The organism is Pseudorhodoferax sp. LjRoot39 (assembly GCF_964253035.1).
Taxonomy (GTDB): domain Bacteria; phylum Pseudomonadota; class Gammaproteobacteria; order Burkholderiales; family Burkholderiaceae_C; genus Pseudorhodoferax.
Genome location: NZ_CAXUQL020000001.1, coordinates 5,085,371 through 5,098,744, shown reverse-complemented (window position 1 = coordinate 5,098,744; position 13,374 = coordinate 5,085,371). Strand labels below are relative to the sequence as shown.

Sequence of the window (13,374 nt, the reverse complement as noted above, 5' to 3'; positions counted from 1 at the left end):
CACAATGCCGGCTGCAATTTTTCGCAGAGGGCATGGCATGGCAACGGAAACCATCACACTGGGCGGCGGCTGCTTCTGGTGCACGGAGTCGGTGTTCAAGGAGGTCCAGGGCGTGCTCGACGTGGAGAGCGGCTACAGCAACGGCGAGCTGCCGCGGCCCAGCTATGAGCAGGTCTGCACCGGCCGCACCGGCCACAACGAGGTGGTGCGCCTGCAGTTCGACCCCGAACAGATCGGCTTGCGCGAGATCCTGGAAATCTTCTTCGTCGTGCACGACCCCACCACGCTGAACCGCCAGGGCAACGACGTAGGCACGCAGTACCGCAGCGGTATCTACCTGGACAACCCGGCGCAGGAGCCGGTCGCGCGCGAGGTCATCGCCGAACTGGCGGGCCACAGCAGCGCGCCCATCGTGACCGAGGTGCTGCCGCTGGCCAACTACTGGCCGGCCGAGGAGTACCACCAGGACTTCTTCGAGAAGAACCCGCACCAGGGCTACTGCATGGCCGTGGCCGCGCCCAAGGTCGCCAAGTTCCGCAAGACCTTCAGCCGGCTGGCCAAGCCCTGAGCGGCGCGTGAGCCAGCCCCTGCGCCTGTTCCAGCGCCGGCCCCTGTGGTGGCTGGGCCTGCTGCTGGGCGTCTGGCTGTCCGCGCAGACGCTGGCGCTTGCGCACCGCGAGGTGCATGGCAGCGCCAGCGACCATTTCCACGCCGGCCATGCCGCGGCCGACTGCCAGCTGTACGACCATGCCGGCGCGGCCGACCTGCTGGCCGGCGTGCCCCTGCTGGCGCTGCCTGCCATGGCAGAGCCGGCGCCCCTGCCGACGGCCTGCCCCACGCCGCGGGCGCCGGCATCGCCTCCATTCCAGGCCCGCGGCCCGCCCACGCTTCGCTGAATCTCCCCGTCCCTGGCCGCACGCCTGTCGCAAGACAGGTGCGCGCGGCTGCATGCACGACCGATTTCAACGAAGCCATTCCATGTCTCCTCATTTCTCGCGCGGCGCCATTGCCGCTGCTGTTTCGCTGGCCTGCCTGTCCCCTGTGTGGGCGCAGTCCGAATCCGCCACGCTGAAGGAAGTCACCGTCACCGGCAACCCGCTGGGCGCCGCCGACACCGTCGCGCCCACCACCCGCCTGGAGGGCGACGAACTGACCCTGCGCCGCCAGGGCACGCTGGGCCAGACGCTGGACGGCCTGCCCGGCGTGGGCAGCACCTACTTCGGCCCCAACGCGAGCCGGCCCGTGATCCGCGGCCTGGACGGTGACCGCATCCGCGTGCTGCAGAACAGCGGCGCGATGCTGGACGCCTCGTCACTGAGCTTCGACCATGCCGTGCCCTCCGATCCGCTGACCGTGGAGCGCATCGAGGTGCTGCGCGGCCCCGGCGCGCTGCTGTACGGCGGCAGCGCCGTGGGCGGCGTGGTCAACATGATCGACAACCGCATTCCGCGCGCGCCGCAGTTCGATGCCAGGGGCGGCATCACGGGCGCGGCCGAGGCCGGCCTGTCCACCGGCAACAAGGGCCGCGACGGCGCGCTGCTGCTCGAAGGCGGCAACGACCGCTACGGGCTGCATGTGGACGTCAGCAAGCGCCGCACCGACGACGTCTCGGTGCCGGTCGACCTGGCCTGCAGCAAGCCCGGCAGCCCGGCGCAGTCGCGCCACATCTGCAACTCCGCCAGCGACACCGAGAGCGGCTCGGTCGGCGGCTCGCTGTTCTTCGACCACGGCTACCTGGGCGCCTCCATCACCGACTACCGCAGCGACTACGGCACCGTGGCCGAGGACGAGGTCACGATCGGCATGCGCTCGCGCCGCTACGCGCTGGCCGGCGAATGGCGCCAGTTGCCGGGCTGGTTCAGCAGCATCAAGCTGCAGGCCGCGCACACGCGCTACCGCCACACCGAGTTCGAGGGCGACGAGGTGGGCACGCGCTTTCGCAACCAGGGCAACGACCTGCGGCTGGAGGCCCGCCACCGGCCGCTCGGCCCATGGGAAGGCGTGGTCGGCCTGCAGCTGGACAGCAACCGCTTCTCCGCCGAAGGCGAGGAGGCCTTCGCGCCCAGGAGCCGCACGCGCCAGTCGGCCCTGTTCGTCTACGAGGAACTGCCCACCAGCTGGGGCAAGTGGACGCTGGGCGGCCGCGTGGAGCGGGTCAAGGTGCGCTCGGACGGCAGCACAGACCCGGATGTGACGCGCTTTCAGACCGGCGAGCGCAGCTTCACGCCATCCAGCCTGGCCGGTGGGGCTCTGGTCAAGCTCGCGCCAGACTGGCAGTTCACGGCCAACCTGGCGCACAGCGAACGTGCGCCGCGCGACTACGAGCTGTTCGCCAACGGGCCGCACCTGGCCACGGCAGCCTGGGAGACCGGCGATGCCTCCTTGCGCAAGGAGAAGTCCAACAGCGTGGACCTGGGCCTGGCCTGGCAGTCCGGCCCGCACAAGGCGGCGCTGAACGTCTACGCCAGCCGCTTCTCCAACTACATCGGCCTCGTGGACACCGGCAACACGCGCAGCCCCGAGGGCGCGTTGAACCCGACGGACGGCGACGAGGCCCTGGCCGACCTGCGCTACGCCGGCGTGCGCGCGCGCTTGTACGGCGCCGAGGCCAACGGCACCGTGCGCCTGCTGGGCGCGGGCGGCCTGGGCCGGTCGGACGCGATCGGCACGCTGGACTTCCTGTGGCGCGCCGACCTCGTGCGCGCGACCAACCTGGACAGCGGCGAGCCGCTGCCGCGCATCGCGCCGGCCCGCCTGGGCGGCACGCTGTCCTGGGCCCGCGGCCCCTGGGGCGCGCAGCTGGGCGTGGACCTGGTCAGCGCCCAGCGCCGCGTGCCGGCCGAGGGCCAGCGCGCGACCGACGGCTACGCGCTGTGGAACGCCGCGCTGAGCTGGCGCGTGCCGCTCGGCCAGTCCGAGCTGCTGTGGTTCGCACGCGTGGACAACATCACCGACAAGCTGGCCTATAGCGCCGTGTCGGTGCTGACCACCACGGCCTTCCCGAAGGCGCCCTTGCCCGGGCGCAGCGCGCGGCTGGGCGTGCGGCTGAACTTCTGAAGCGCCAAGGACACCATGCGCAGTGCATGACATCGTCTCGCACGACGCTGGGCGGAAGGCCGCGGAGCAGGCCATGCCAGTGCACCCGCGGAACTGGCTCTGCCAGGCCGCTGGGGAGGCCTTGCAGGCCGCGCCGGGCCAGTGGCCCGGCCCCTCGCCAGGCACAAAAGGTCCACCGGACCTCTTGTGTCCGGGCTCGGCCCCTTGAGGGGTATTGGATGTCTACACGCAGTGAGACATCCAAACGGGGTGGCCCAATTCACGCGCCCCGGAAGCAGGACATGCCCCAGGGCGTCAGCTTCACGGGCAGGTGGTAGTGGCGCGCCGTGTCGGCCACCGCGAAGCGGAACACCTGCACGTCCATGAAGGCAGGCTCGGGCAACTGGGTGCCGCGCGTGCGGTAGTAGTCGGCCACGTGCAGGCGCAGTTCGTACCGGCCGGCCCCCATGGGCTCGGCCACGCCCTCGATGGCGGCGACCAGACCGTTGCCGCCCACCGTGCCCGAAACCAGTTCGCGCCATTGCCCGCCTTCGTGGAACAGCACGTCCACGCGCATGTTGCGCGCGACCAGGCCATTGGCGACATCGACGACGTGGACGGAAATGGTTTGCATGGCGCACGCAGGAAGTGAGGGCGCCGCATCCTACCGTGCCGACGGCAGCGCTTCACCCAGCCCGTCCGCGTAGCGCCGCGCCTCCTCGCGCAGCCAGTCGATGAAGTCCAGCGGCGGCGCGGCGGCCTGCGGCCAGACCAGCCAGTAGGGGTAGGCGTAGGGCGCGCGCAAGGTGGTCAGCGCGACGAGTTCGCCCTGGCGCAGCAGGCCATCGACCAGGCTCAGGCGTTCCAGCGCCACGCCCAGGCCCAGGCGCACGGCCTGCAGCGAGAGGTTGGAGTCGTTGATCCAGAGCCCGCCCTCGGGCGAGGGCTCGGGCAGCCCGGCCAGCTGGCACCAGGGTGCCCAGGATTCGGCCGAGCGGACCAGCGGGCATCGCAGCACCTCGGCCGGCGTGCGCGGCAAGGCGCCGCTGTTCAGGCCGGGTGCGGCCACCATGACCAGTTCGTCGGTGAACAACTGCTCCTGCACCATGCCGTCCCAGGGGCCCTGGCCCATGCGGATGGCCAGCTGCGCGCCGGCCTGGCGCAGGTCCTGCAGGTCCAGGCTGGCCTGCAGGCGCACGCGCCGGTCCGGGTGCGCCGCCAGGTAGCGCGGCAGCCGCGGCAGCAGCCAGTGCTGGCCGAACGAGGGGATCAGCGCCACCACGAGCTCACCCGCGCGCGGCCGGATGCGCAGCGCGCGCGTGGCATCGCCGATGCCGTGCAGCGCCTCGCGCACCTGCAGCGCATAGAGCCGGCCGTTCTCCGCCAGGCGCACGCCGCGGCCCTCGCGCTCGAACAGCGCCAGGCCCAGCAGGCTTTCGAGCTGGCGCAACTGCTGGCTCACGGCCGAATGCGTGACATGCAACTCCTCGGCCGCGCGGCCCACGCTGCCGAGCCGTGCGACGGCCTCGAAGCAGCGCAGGGCGTTCATGGGTGGCAGATCGTTCATGTCAGTTTTTCTAACGGATTCGACAACAAGATGTCGATGGTAGAAGAGGATCTCTTTCGGTAGATTTCTGGCTGGCCCGCGCATGGCTGCGGACCGATGAAGGAGAACTGACATGATGCAGCTGGTCGGCATGCTCGACTCGCCCTATGTGCGCCGTGTGGCCGTGAGCCTGGAACTGCTGGGCCTGCCATTTCAATCGCGGCCGATCTCGGTGTTCCGGCAGATGGACGCCTTTCGCGCGATCAATCCCGTCATCAAGGCGCCCACGCTGGTGACGGCCGAGGGCACGGTGCTGATGGACTCCAGTCTGATCCTGGACTGGGCCGAACACCTGGCCGGCCCGGCGCGCAGCCTGTGGCCGGCCGCACCGGCCGAGCGCCTGCGCGCGCTGCGCCTGACCGGCCTCGCGCTGGCCGCCTGCGAGAAGGCCGTGCAGATCGTCTACGAGCAGCAGGTGCGCCCGCCCGAGAAGCAGCACCAGCCCTGGCTGGACCGCGTCCATGCCCAGATGCTGGCCGGCTTCGGCGCGCTGGAGGACGAACTGCGGCGCGGCCCGCCGCCAGCCCCGGCCGGTGGCCAGCCGGTGGGCCAGGCCGAACTCACGCTGGCAGTGGTCTGGCATTTCGCGCGCCAGCTCGTGCCGCAGCACCTGCCCGAGGCGCCGTTTCCGTTGCAGCGCGCGGCCTCGGAGCGGGCCGAGGCGCTGGCGGCCTTCGCCGCCTGGCCGCACGGCTGAAGACGCTTCAAACCGCGACCATGGCCTCCAGCTCGATCTCGATCCAGGCCGCGTCGGGCAGGCTGGCCACGCCGACCGCGGTGCGCGCGGGCTGCGGTTGGTCGGGGAAGGCCAGGGCCAGCACGCGCGAGGCGCCGTCGAGCACGGCCGCGTGGCGCCTGAAGTCCGGCGCCGCGCGCACATAGCCGCGCAGCCGCACGATCTGCCGCACCTGCGCGAGCCCGCCCGCGGCCGCGTGCAGCGCCGCCAGCGCGTTCAGCACGGCGACTTCGGCCGCCTGCGCGGCTGGCGCCAGGTCGGCGTCGTCGCGGCACAGGCCGGCCAGGGCCACGCCCTCGACCCGGCAGGTCTGGCCCGCCACGTGCACCCAGGCACGGCCTGCATCCAGGGGCATGCGGCAGGCCGGCGCGTACAGGCCGTGCGGCTGCGGCGGCGCTGGCAGGCGGTGGCCCGCAGCATGCAGCCGCGCCAGCACGCCATCGGCGCTCACAGCGCGCTCCAGACCACCCGGCCGCCCAGCCAGCAACCCATGGGCGCACCGTCGGTGCCGAAGCGGGCCCGCAGCGCGATCGCCGAGGGGCGGCCCATGGCCACGCCCTGCAGCACGGTGGTGGTGGCCGGGGCGGCCGGCGTGCCCAGCGGCACGGCCCCGGTGCTGGTCAGATGGCTCCAGAGCGCGGCCGCCGCGATGCCGGTGGCCGCGTCCTCCGGGTAACCGGAGGCACGTGGAAACTGGCGCGCGGCGAGCACCGGCGCGCCGGCCTCCGAGGCCGCCAGGGCATAGGGATACAGGCCGGTCGAGTCGGCTGCGGCGCAGCAGGACTCGACCTGGTCCAGGCGGGGCGCCAGCGCGTCCAGTTCGGCCACCGAACCGACCCGCGCAAGCGTCTTGGTGCGGCTGGTGCGCGCGTTGACCACGGCGCCACGCCAGTGCGCCCGCTGCAGCGGATCGAGCACGTCCTGCACGCGCGCGGCCTGGACCGGCGCCAGCGCCGACTGTTCCACCGGCGGCTGCGACACCCAGACCTGCTCGCGCGCGGCATCCCAGAGCGCATCGACGATGCCGCTGCGGGTCTGTACGCGCGCGGTCGGTGTGGTCCATTCGCCCCAGGCGCGCAGCGCCCACAGCGCCCCGACCGTGGCATGGCCGCACATCTCCATCTCGTGGCGCGGCACGAAGAAGCGCAGCGCCCAGTCGGCCTCGGGCGTGTCGCTCGCGAACACGAAGGCCGATTCATGGCCGTGCCGACCGGCCACCGCCTGCATGTCCTGTGCCGACATGCCGGCCGCATGGCGCACCAGCGGCACCGGGTTGCCGCCGCCCGGGCCGTCCACGAACACGCGCAGGCCGACCACTTTTCCCGTTGCGGGCATCATCATTGCGGAGCCACTCCGGCGTCGCGTGCGATCGCTCCCCAGAACGGCGTGTCGCGTGCCACGGCCTGCTGCATGGCCTGCGGCGTGCCGGGTGCCGCGTTGATGCCCTTGGCCGCCAGATCGGCCGCGAGTGCACGGTCTGTCAGCACCTTGTTCAGGACCAGGTTGAAGCGCGTGACGATGGCGGCCGGCGTGCCTTTGGGAAACGCAAAGCCATACCACAGCGACTGGTCGAAGCCTGCCATGCCGGCCTCGGCGAAGGTCGGCACGCCGGCCAGCAGCGCATTGGGCGCCGTGCTGGCGATGGCGTTGAGCTTGCCGCCGCGGATGTAGGCCGCCAGCCCTACGGGGTTGTCGAACAGGAACTGCACCTGGCCGCCGATCAGGTCGGTGTAGGCCGGCGCGGCACCGCGGTAAGGCACATGGACGGGCGCCACGCGCAGGGCGGTCTTGAACTTCTCGCCCAGCAGGTGCGAGACCGTGCCCGCGCCGACCGAGGCGAAGCTCGTGCCCTCCGGCCGTGCGTTCGCTGCAGCCAGGAAGCTTTTGAGGTCGCGGGCGTCCAGGCTGGGATGCGCCACCAGCACGTAGGGGGAAGTGCCGATGAAACCCGCATAGGCGAAGTCCTTGAGCGGGTCATAGGGCAGGCGCTTGTAGACCGAAGGGCTGACGGCGTGCGTGCTGGTCGTGGCCACGCCCACGGTGTAGCCGTCCGGTGCGGCCTTGGCCACGGCGCCCGTGCCGATGGTGCCGCCGGCACCGCCGCGGTTGTCGATGACCAGCGGCTGGCCGAGCGCGGCCTGCAGCGCCGGCTGCAGCGCGCGCACGGCCACGTCCGTGCCGCCGCCGGCCGGGAAGGGCACGACCACGGTGATGGGCCGGCTCGGCCAGTCCTGCGCCATGGCGGGCAGCAGCGGTGCGAGCAGGGCGGCCAGCAGCACGCGGCGGCGCTGGCGGGGGGAGGGAAATCCGGGCATGGTGCAACTCCGATGGGGGAGGGCTGCATGCTAGGAACGGCGGCCCGCTGGCGCGAACCGGCAGGCGACGCCGGTCGATCCGCCATGCGACAGGCGTTCAGGGCGCGATGGCGCGCAGCAGACGGCCCAGGTGGCCGCTGGAGGCGAAACCCAGCGCCTGGCTGGCCTGGGCCAGCGTGCAGCCCTGCGCCATCAGCGCGCGGGCCCGCGCCGCGAGCAGGCGCCGCCGCAGCGCCACGGGCGAGGCGCCGAAGGCCTGTTCGCAGGCGCGCTGCAGCTGGCGCACCGAGACGCCCAGGCTCTGGGCCATGGCATCGATCTGCAGCAAGGTTTGCTCACGCTCCAATGCCTGCGCGAAACGCTGCAGCATGCGCTCGGCCAGCCCGGCCGGGGCCGGCTCCGCGGCCAGCGCGCGGCTCGGGCCGAAGCGGATCTGCCGCGCGATGGCCTCGACCAGCGGTGCGGCGCTGCGCGCGTCCAGCGCCGGGGCCAGCAGCGCGTCCAGCAAGGCCTGCAGCGCGCCGTCGAGCTGCAGCGCGCCGAAGCGCGCCTGCCGGCCCAGCAACTCCGGCGCCAGGTACAGCTCGCCATGCTGCAGGCTCGGCGTGCTCGCACGCGTGTGGTGCGCCGTGGCGGCAGGCAGCAGCAGGGCGCTGGCCCGCGCAAGGCGCGCGGCGGCCGGCGTGGCCGCGTCCGCTGCCTGCCAGGTCGCGTGCAGACCGCCGGCCAGCGGCCACAGCAGCATGACGCAGTCGTGCGCATGCCAGTCGCGCGTGTAGTGCGTCTGGCCGCTGCGGTGCAGCGCGAAGCCGCTGGGCGCGGTCAGCGCCAGCTTGGGCGACAGGTGGACGGTGGCAGTCACGGTGCGTGGTGGTCGACGGATGGACCGCCGGGCACGCAAGTATCGAGCCGATGGCCCGCGCGCTCCAGGACGGCAGGGGACTGCGCTCAGCGCCAGCCGAGCTGCCGCGAGATTGCGGCCGCGGCCGCGCGCACCGCCTGTGCCGCGGCCGAATCCCAGTCCGCCGGGAAATGGTCCTGGTGGCCCAGCGCCGTGATGACGATGGCGGGCTGGCCCTCGTGGTCCAGCGCCGCGGCGCTGAAGGCGTTGACACCTGGCATGGGCCGGCCGTTGGCGCGTGCCACGCCGTGGGCACGCTGCTCGGCCACGGCCGTCTCCAGCTCGGCGCGCTGCGCGGGCGAAAGCGGCCGGCCGGCCTGGTCCGGATCGCCCAGCGGGCCGGCCAGGGTGCGTTCGATGCGCTCGACCGGCAGCACGGCCGCGAAGGCCCGGCCCGTGGCGGTGCCCAGCAGCGACATCACGGTGCCCGCGCGCATCGACACATGCAGCGGCTGGCGCGCATCGATCATGCGCACGATGGTGGCGCCGAAGTTGCCCCAGACCGCCAGCGCCACGGCATAGCCCGTGCGCTGCGCCAGATCCTCGGCCACGGGCATGGCGGCCTTCACTGGGTCGAGCTGGTGCAGGTACGTCAGCCCCAATTGCAGCGCCGCGGGCCCCAGCGCATAGTGGCCCGTGCCGGCGTCCTGCGCGATCAGGCCCAGCCGGGCGAAGCTCACGAGGTAGGGGTGGGCCCGCGAAGGCGGCATGTCGGCCGCGGCGGCCAGGTCCTTGAGCGACATGGGCCCGGGTTGGGCCGCCAGGGCCAGCAGCAGGCGGGCTCCCACCTCGGCCGACTGCACCGCGCGCTGGCCCTTGTCCTGTGTCTTGTCCATGTCTTGGAGTTTGCAGGATGCAAATGAGTTTGACAAATACAAATCGCAGGCAATAATGCAAATCAGTTTGTCAATGACAAATATCAACCTGTAGGAGACACCCCGATGAGCACGGAAAAGAAGTTCGCGTCCCAGGCCGATCTGGAAGAGAAGAAGGTCACTTTCAGCCAGATTTCCGAGCACGCCTGGGCTTACACGGCCGAGGGCGACCCCAATACCGGCATCATCATTGGCGACGACGCCGTGCTGGTAGCCGACACCCAGGCCACGCCGGCCATGGCGGCCGACGTGATCCGCCGCATCCGCGAAGTCACTGACAAGCCGATCAAGTACGTGGTGCTGACGCACTACCACGCAGTGCGCGTGCTGGGTGCCAGCGCCTACCAGCCCCAGCAGATCCTGGCCAGCCAGGACACCTACGACCTCATCGTCGAGCGCGGCGAGCAGGACAAGGCCAGCGAGATCGGCCGTTTCCCGCGGCTGTTCCAGAACGTGGAGACGGTGCCGGCCGGCATGACCTGGCCGACCATGACCTTCACCGGCAAGATGACCGTCTGGCTGGGCAAGCTCGAGGTGCAGCTGCTGCAGCTGGGCCGTGGCCACACCAAGGGCGACACCGTGGTCTGGCTGCCGGGCGAGAAGGCACTGCTGTCGGGTGACCTGGTCGAGTTCGGCGCCACGCCGTACGCGGGCGATGCCTACTTCAAGGACTGGCCGCAGACGCTGGACAACATCGCCGCGCTGCAGCCCAAGGCGCTGGTGCCGGGCCGGGGCGCGGCGCTGACGACGCCCGCCGATGTGGCCAAGGGCTTGCAGGAAACGCGCGACTTCATCGCCGACGTCTACGCCAACGTGCAAAAGGGCGTGGCCGCCGGCAAGGACCTGAACGCGGTCTACAAGGACACCTTCGCCGCGCTCAAGCCCAAATATGGCCACTGGGTCATCTTCGACCACTGCATGCCCTTTGACGTGACGCGCTGCTTCGACGAGGCCACGCAATACGCCGACCCGCGCATCTGGACGGCCGAGCGCGACGTGCAGATGTGGAAGACGCTCGAAGGCTGATCGGCCCAGGGAGAGGAGACATGCACATCCGAGAACTGGCGGACCACCGCCCGCACGACTTTCAGAAGCTGGTGTTCGACTACGCCCGCCACGCCGACCAGGACGCCGCCACGCCCGCGCGGCATCCGGTCGTCATCGTCGGCGCCGGCCCGGTCGGCCTGGCCCTGGCCATCGACCTGGCGCAACAGCAGGTGCCCGTGGTGCTGCTGGACAACGACCACAAGCTCTCCACCGGCTCGCGCGCGATCTGCTTTTCCAAGCGCTCGCTGGAGATCTTCGACCGCCTGGGCTGCGGCGAGGCCATGGCCGCCAAGGGCGTGTCCTGGAAGGTCGGCCGCGTGTTCCTGCGCGGCGAGGAGGTCTACAGCTTCGACCTGCTGCCCGAGGACGGCCATGCCCGCCCGGCCTTCGTGAACCTGCAGCAGTACTACGTCGAGGGCTTCCTGGCCGAACGCGCCGCCGCGCTGCCGGGGATCGACGTGCGCTGGCAGAACAAGGTCACGGGCGTCGCGCAGAAGGACGACCATGCGCTGCTGACCATCGAGACGCCGGACGGTCCCTACCAGCTGCGGGCCGACTGGGTGGCCGCCTGCGACGGCTCGCGCTCGGCCGTGCGCCAACTGCTGGGCCAGGAGAGCCACGGCCGCGTGTTCCGCGACCGCTTCCTGATCGCCGACGTGAAGATGAAGGTCGACTTCCCGGCCGAGCGCTGGTTCTGGTTCGACCCGGACTTCCACCGCAACCAGAGCGTGTTGCTGCACATGCAGCCCGACGGCGTCTGGCGCATCGACTTCCAGCTCGGCTGGGACGCCGACCCGGAGGTCGAGAAGCGGCCCGAGAACATCATGCCGCGCGTGCGCGCGCTGCTGGATGCCTCGCCCTTCAAGGGCACCGAGGTGGAACTCGAATGGGCCAGTGTCTACACCTTCGCCTGCCAGCGCATGGACGCTTTCCGCCATGGCCGCGTGCTGTTCGCGGGCGACTCCGCGCATGGCGTGTCGCCCTTCGGCGCGCGCGGTGCCAACTCCGGCCTGCAGGACGCCGAGAACCTGGCCTGGAAGCTGGCGGCCGTGCTGCGCCAGCAGGCGCCCGACGCGCTGCTTGACAGCTATGCCCGCGAACGCGAGATGGCGGCCGACGAGAACATCCTGAATTCCACGCGCGCCACCGACTTCATCACGCCCAAGAGCGAGATCAGCCGGCTGTTCCGCGATGCCGTGCTGCAGCTCGCGCGCCGGCACGACTTCGCGCGGCGCATGGTCAACAGCGGGCGGCTCTCGGTGCCGGCCACGCTGCACGGTTCGGCGCTCAACACCGAGGACGCCGAAGGCTTCGCGGGCCGCATGGTGCCCGGCGCCGTGGCGGCCGATGCGCCCGTGCGCGATGGCTGGCTGCTGCGCCGGCTCGGCAGCACGCGCTTTGCCGCGCTGGTGTTCGGGGAAGGCGAGGGCGCCCAGGCCAGCCTGCGCGCGTTGGCCGCGGCCGATCTGCCGCTGCAGGTCGAGCGCCTGCCGCTGGACGCAGCCCACGCGCTGGCGGCCGCGCGCTACGACGCGCAGGACGGCACCACCTACCTGCTGCGCCCGGACCAGCATGTCTGCGCGCGCTGGCGCCAGCCCACGGCCGCCGCGCTGCGCGCCGCCCACGACCGCGCCCTGGCCAAGGCCTGAAGGAGACAAGCATGCAAGCCAACACGGAACACCTGGACACCAGCGCCCGGCTCGCCGCGCCCGACGATTTCTACGAAGCCCTGATCGACGCCCACCAGGGCCTGTCGACCGACGAGAGCCATGCGCTCAACGCGCGCCTGGTGCTGCTGCTGGCCAACCAGGTCGGCCGCTTGCCGGTGCTGCGCGAGGCCCTGGCCGCGGCACGCGAAGCCTGAAGATTTCACAACCACTGGAGACACACCCATGAAGCGCTTTCTGACCACTGGCCTGGTGGCCGCCACCCTCTCGTTCACGGCGTTCGCACAATCGGGCAAACCCATCGAATGGGTGGTCGGCTACGCCGCCGGCGGTGGCTCCGACGCCGTGGCGCGCGCCACGGCGGAGGCCATGACCAAGACGCTCGGCGCGCCCGTGATCGTCAACAACAAGCCCGGCGCGGCCACCAACATCGCAGCCGAGTACGCGGTGCGCGCCAAGGACCTGGAGAACACGCTGTTCACGGCCGACTTCGCCACGCTGGCCGTCAACCCCTTCCTGTTCCCCAAGCTGCCCTACAGCGCCGAGAAGGATCTGAAGCCGGTCGGCCTGCTGGCGCGCTTTCCGCTCGTGCTGGTGGTCGGCCCGCAGGTGCCGGCCAGCAACTGGAAGGAATTCGTGGCCTGGGCCAAGGCGCAGAACGGCGCCGTCAACTACGCCTCGGCCGGTGTCGGCAGCCCGCACCATCTGGCCACCGAGCTGCTCGGTGAGCAGAGCGGTCTGAAGCTCACGCACGTGGCCTACAAGGGCGCGGCGCCCGCGGTCGCCGACGTGCTGGGCGGCCAGGTGCCGTTCATGTTCGTAGACACCGCCAGCGGCAACCAGTTCGTGCTGTCGGGCAAGCTCAAGGCCATCGGCGTGGCCAGCGCGCAGCGCATCGCCAGCCTGCCCAACGTGCCCACGCTGACGGAGCAGGGCTTGTCGGGGTATGAGGCATACGCCTGGCAGGGCCTGACCGTGCCCGCCGGCGCGACCGATGCCACCGTGGCCCGCTACAGCAAAGCCTTGCAGGAGGCGCTGGCCTCGCCGACCGTGAAGGCGCGCTTCGAGGCCCTGGGCGTGGAAGGCCTGCCCGGCACGCCCGAGCAGATGGCCGCCTACGCCAGGCAGGAGCGCGAGCGCTGGGGCCGCGTGATCCGCGCCAACAACATCAAGATCGACTGAAAGGAACAC

Annotated in this window: 15 protein-coding genes; 8 read left to right on the top strand and 7 right to left on the bottom strand. The window is 71.4% G+C overall.

What is annotated here, in order from left to right; translation table 11 throughout:
• The first annotated feature begins 37 nt into the window (after positions 1–37).
• The 3 genes from msrA (at position 38) to ACSQ4M_RS23735 (ending at position 3,057) form a co-directional block, all read left to right on the top strand.
• Positions 38–568, top strand: coding sequence for a peptide-methionine (S)-S-oxide reductase MsrA (msrA, locus tag ACSQ4M_RS23745; protein ID WP_436191868.1), 531 nt, complete (start codon positions 38–40; stop codon positions 566–568).
• Between the two features lie 7 nt (positions 569–575).
• Positions 576–896, top strand: a complete 321-nt coding sequence (locus ACSQ4M_RS23740; RefSeq protein WP_436191867.1) for a hypothetical protein — start codon at positions 576–578, stop codon at positions 894–896.
• Positions 897–978: 82 nt separating this feature from the next.
• Positions 979–3,057: a TonB-dependent receptor gene (locus tag ACSQ4M_RS23735; RefSeq protein WP_436191866.1), complete on the top strand. Its 2,079-nt coding sequence runs from the start codon at positions 979–981 to the stop codon at positions 3,055–3,057.
• Positions 3,058–3,316: 259 nt separating this feature from the next.
• Here the strand turns inward: ACSQ4M_RS23735 and ACSQ4M_RS23730 are convergent, their stop codons facing one another.
• Entirely contained in the window at positions 3,317–3,670 is a 354-nt protein-coding gene (locus ACSQ4M_RS23730; RefSeq protein WP_436191865.1) for a hydroxyisourate hydrolase, read from the bottom strand.
• A 30-nt stretch (positions 3,671–3,700) separates the two neighbouring features.
• Positions 3,701–4,603: a LysR substrate-binding domain-containing protein gene (locus ACSQ4M_RS23725; protein WP_436191864.1), complete on the bottom strand. Its 903-nt coding sequence runs from the start codon at positions 4,601–4,603 to the stop codon at positions 3,701–3,703.
• 115 nt (positions 4,604–4,718) lie between these two features.
• Between ACSQ4M_RS23725 and ACSQ4M_RS23720 the strand changes: the two genes are divergently transcribed.
• Positions 4,719–5,339 (top strand): glutathione S-transferase family protein, encoded by a 621-nt coding sequence (locus tag ACSQ4M_RS23720; protein ID WP_436194060.1) that lies wholly within the window; start codon positions 4,719–4,721, stop codon positions 5,337–5,339.
• A gap of 7 nt (positions 5,340–5,346) precedes the next feature.
• On the opposite strand, the gene ACSQ4M_RS23715 is transcribed toward ACSQ4M_RS23720, so the two are convergent.
• From ACSQ4M_RS23715 to ACSQ4M_RS23695, 5 genes are all read right to left on the bottom strand, one after another.
• The gene (locus ACSQ4M_RS23715) at positions 5,347–5,829 is read right to left on the bottom strand and encodes a RidA family protein (protein WP_436191863.1); all 483 of its coding nucleotides are present in this window, start codon (positions 5,827–5,829) and stop codon (positions 5,347–5,349) included.
• The gene (locus ACSQ4M_RS23710) at positions 5,826–6,719 is read right to left on the bottom strand and encodes a PhzF family phenazine biosynthesis protein (RefSeq protein WP_436191862.1); all 894 of its coding nucleotides are present in this window, start codon (positions 6,717–6,719) and stop codon (positions 5,826–5,828) included. The genes ACSQ4M_RS23715 and ACSQ4M_RS23710 overlap by 4 nt, the downstream gene beginning before the upstream one ends.
• Complete coding sequence (locus ACSQ4M_RS23705; protein ID WP_436191861.1) at positions 6,716–7,693, bottom strand: Bug family tripartite tricarboxylate transporter substrate binding protein; 978 nt, start codon at positions 7,691–7,693, stop codon at positions 6,716–6,718. Before ACSQ4M_RS23705 ends, ACSQ4M_RS23710 begins: the two co-directional genes overlap by 4 nt.
• Positions 7,694–7,790: 97 nt before the next feature.
• Positions 7,791–8,555, bottom strand: coding sequence for a helix-turn-helix domain-containing protein (locus tag ACSQ4M_RS23700; protein WP_436191860.1), 765 nt, complete (start codon positions 8,553–8,555; stop codon positions 7,791–7,793).
• An 86-nt stretch (positions 8,556–8,641) separates the two neighbouring features.
• On the bottom strand, positions 8,642–9,430 hold the full coding sequence (locus ACSQ4M_RS23695) for an IclR family transcriptional regulator (protein WP_436191859.1): 789 nt from the start codon (positions 9,428–9,430) through the stop codon (positions 8,642–8,644).
• A 105-nt stretch (positions 9,431–9,535) separates the two neighbouring features.
• Between ACSQ4M_RS23695 and ACSQ4M_RS23690 the strand changes: the two genes are divergently transcribed.
• From ACSQ4M_RS23690 to ACSQ4M_RS23675, 4 genes are read left to right on the top strand one after another with little or no spacing between them, the layout of a single operon-like run.
• Positions 9,536–10,495, top strand: coding sequence for an MBL fold metallo-hydrolase (locus ACSQ4M_RS23690; protein ID WP_436191858.1), 960 nt, complete (start codon positions 9,536–9,538; stop codon positions 10,493–10,495).
• 20 nt (positions 10,496–10,515) lie between these two features.
• Entirely contained in the window at positions 10,516–12,165 is a 1,650-nt protein-coding gene (locus ACSQ4M_RS23685) for an FAD-dependent oxidoreductase (protein WP_436191857.1), read from the top strand.
• A gap of 11 nt (positions 12,166–12,176) precedes the next feature.
• Positions 12,177–12,380, top strand: coding sequence for a DUF2783 domain-containing protein (locus ACSQ4M_RS23680; protein WP_436191856.1), 204 nt, complete (start codon positions 12,177–12,179; stop codon positions 12,378–12,380).
• A 28-nt stretch (positions 12,381–12,408) separates the two neighbouring features.
• Positions 12,409–13,365 carry a Bug family tripartite tricarboxylate transporter substrate binding protein gene (locus ACSQ4M_RS23675; RefSeq protein WP_436191855.1) on the top strand — a complete coding sequence of 319 codons (957 nt, stop codon included), beginning with the start codon at positions 12,409–12,411 and terminating at the stop codon, positions 13,363–13,365.
• Positions 13,366–13,374 lie beyond the last annotated feature (9 nt).

Bases quoted from the DNA above. Each gene is read 5' to 3' on its own strand.
- ACSQ4M_RS23735 (WP_436191866.1), top strand. From the start codon at position 979: ATGTCTCCTCATTTCTCGCGCGGCGCCATTGCCGCTGCTGTTTCGCTG.
- ACSQ4M_RS23730 (WP_436191865.1), bottom strand. From the start codon at position 3,670: ATGCAAACCATTTCCGTCCACGTCGTCGATGTCGCCAATGGCCTGGTC.
- ACSQ4M_RS23705 (WP_436191861.1), bottom strand. From the start codon at position 7,693: ATGCCCGGATTTCCCTCCCCCCGCCAGCGCCGCCGCGTGCTGCTGGCC.
- ACSQ4M_RS23710 (WP_436191862.1), bottom strand. From the start codon at position 6,719: ATGATGATGCCCGCAACGGGAAAAGTGGTCGGCCTGCGCGTGTTCGTG.
- ACSQ4M_RS23680 (WP_436191856.1), top strand. From the start codon at position 12,177: ATGCAAGCCAACACGGAACACCTGGACACCAGCGCCCGGCTCGCCGCG.
- ACSQ4M_RS23720 (WP_436194060.1), top strand. From the start codon at position 4,719: ATGCAGCTGGTCGGCATGCTCGACTCGCCCTATGTGCGCCGTGTGGCC.
- ACSQ4M_RS23725 (WP_436191864.1), bottom strand. From the start codon at position 4,603: ATGAACGATCTGCCACCCATGAACGCCCTGCGCTGCTTCGAGGCCGTC.
- msrA (WP_436191868.1), top strand. From the start codon at position 38: ATGGCAACGGAAACCATCACACTGGGCGGCGGCTGCTTCTGGTGCACG.
- ACSQ4M_RS23685 (WP_436191857.1), top strand. From the start codon at position 10,516: ATGCACATCCGAGAACTGGCGGACCACCGCCCGCACGACTTTCAGAAG.
- ACSQ4M_RS23690 (WP_436191858.1), top strand. From the start codon at position 9,536: ATGAGCACGGAAAAGAAGTTCGCGTCCCAGGCCGATCTGGAAGAGAAG.
- ACSQ4M_RS23695 (WP_436191859.1), bottom strand. From the start codon at position 9,430: ATGGACAAGACACAGGACAAGGGCCAGCGCGCGGTGCAGTCGGCCGAG.
- ACSQ4M_RS23675 (WP_436191855.1), top strand. From the start codon at position 12,409: ATGAAGCGCTTTCTGACCACTGGCCTGGTGGCCGCCACCCTCTCGTTC.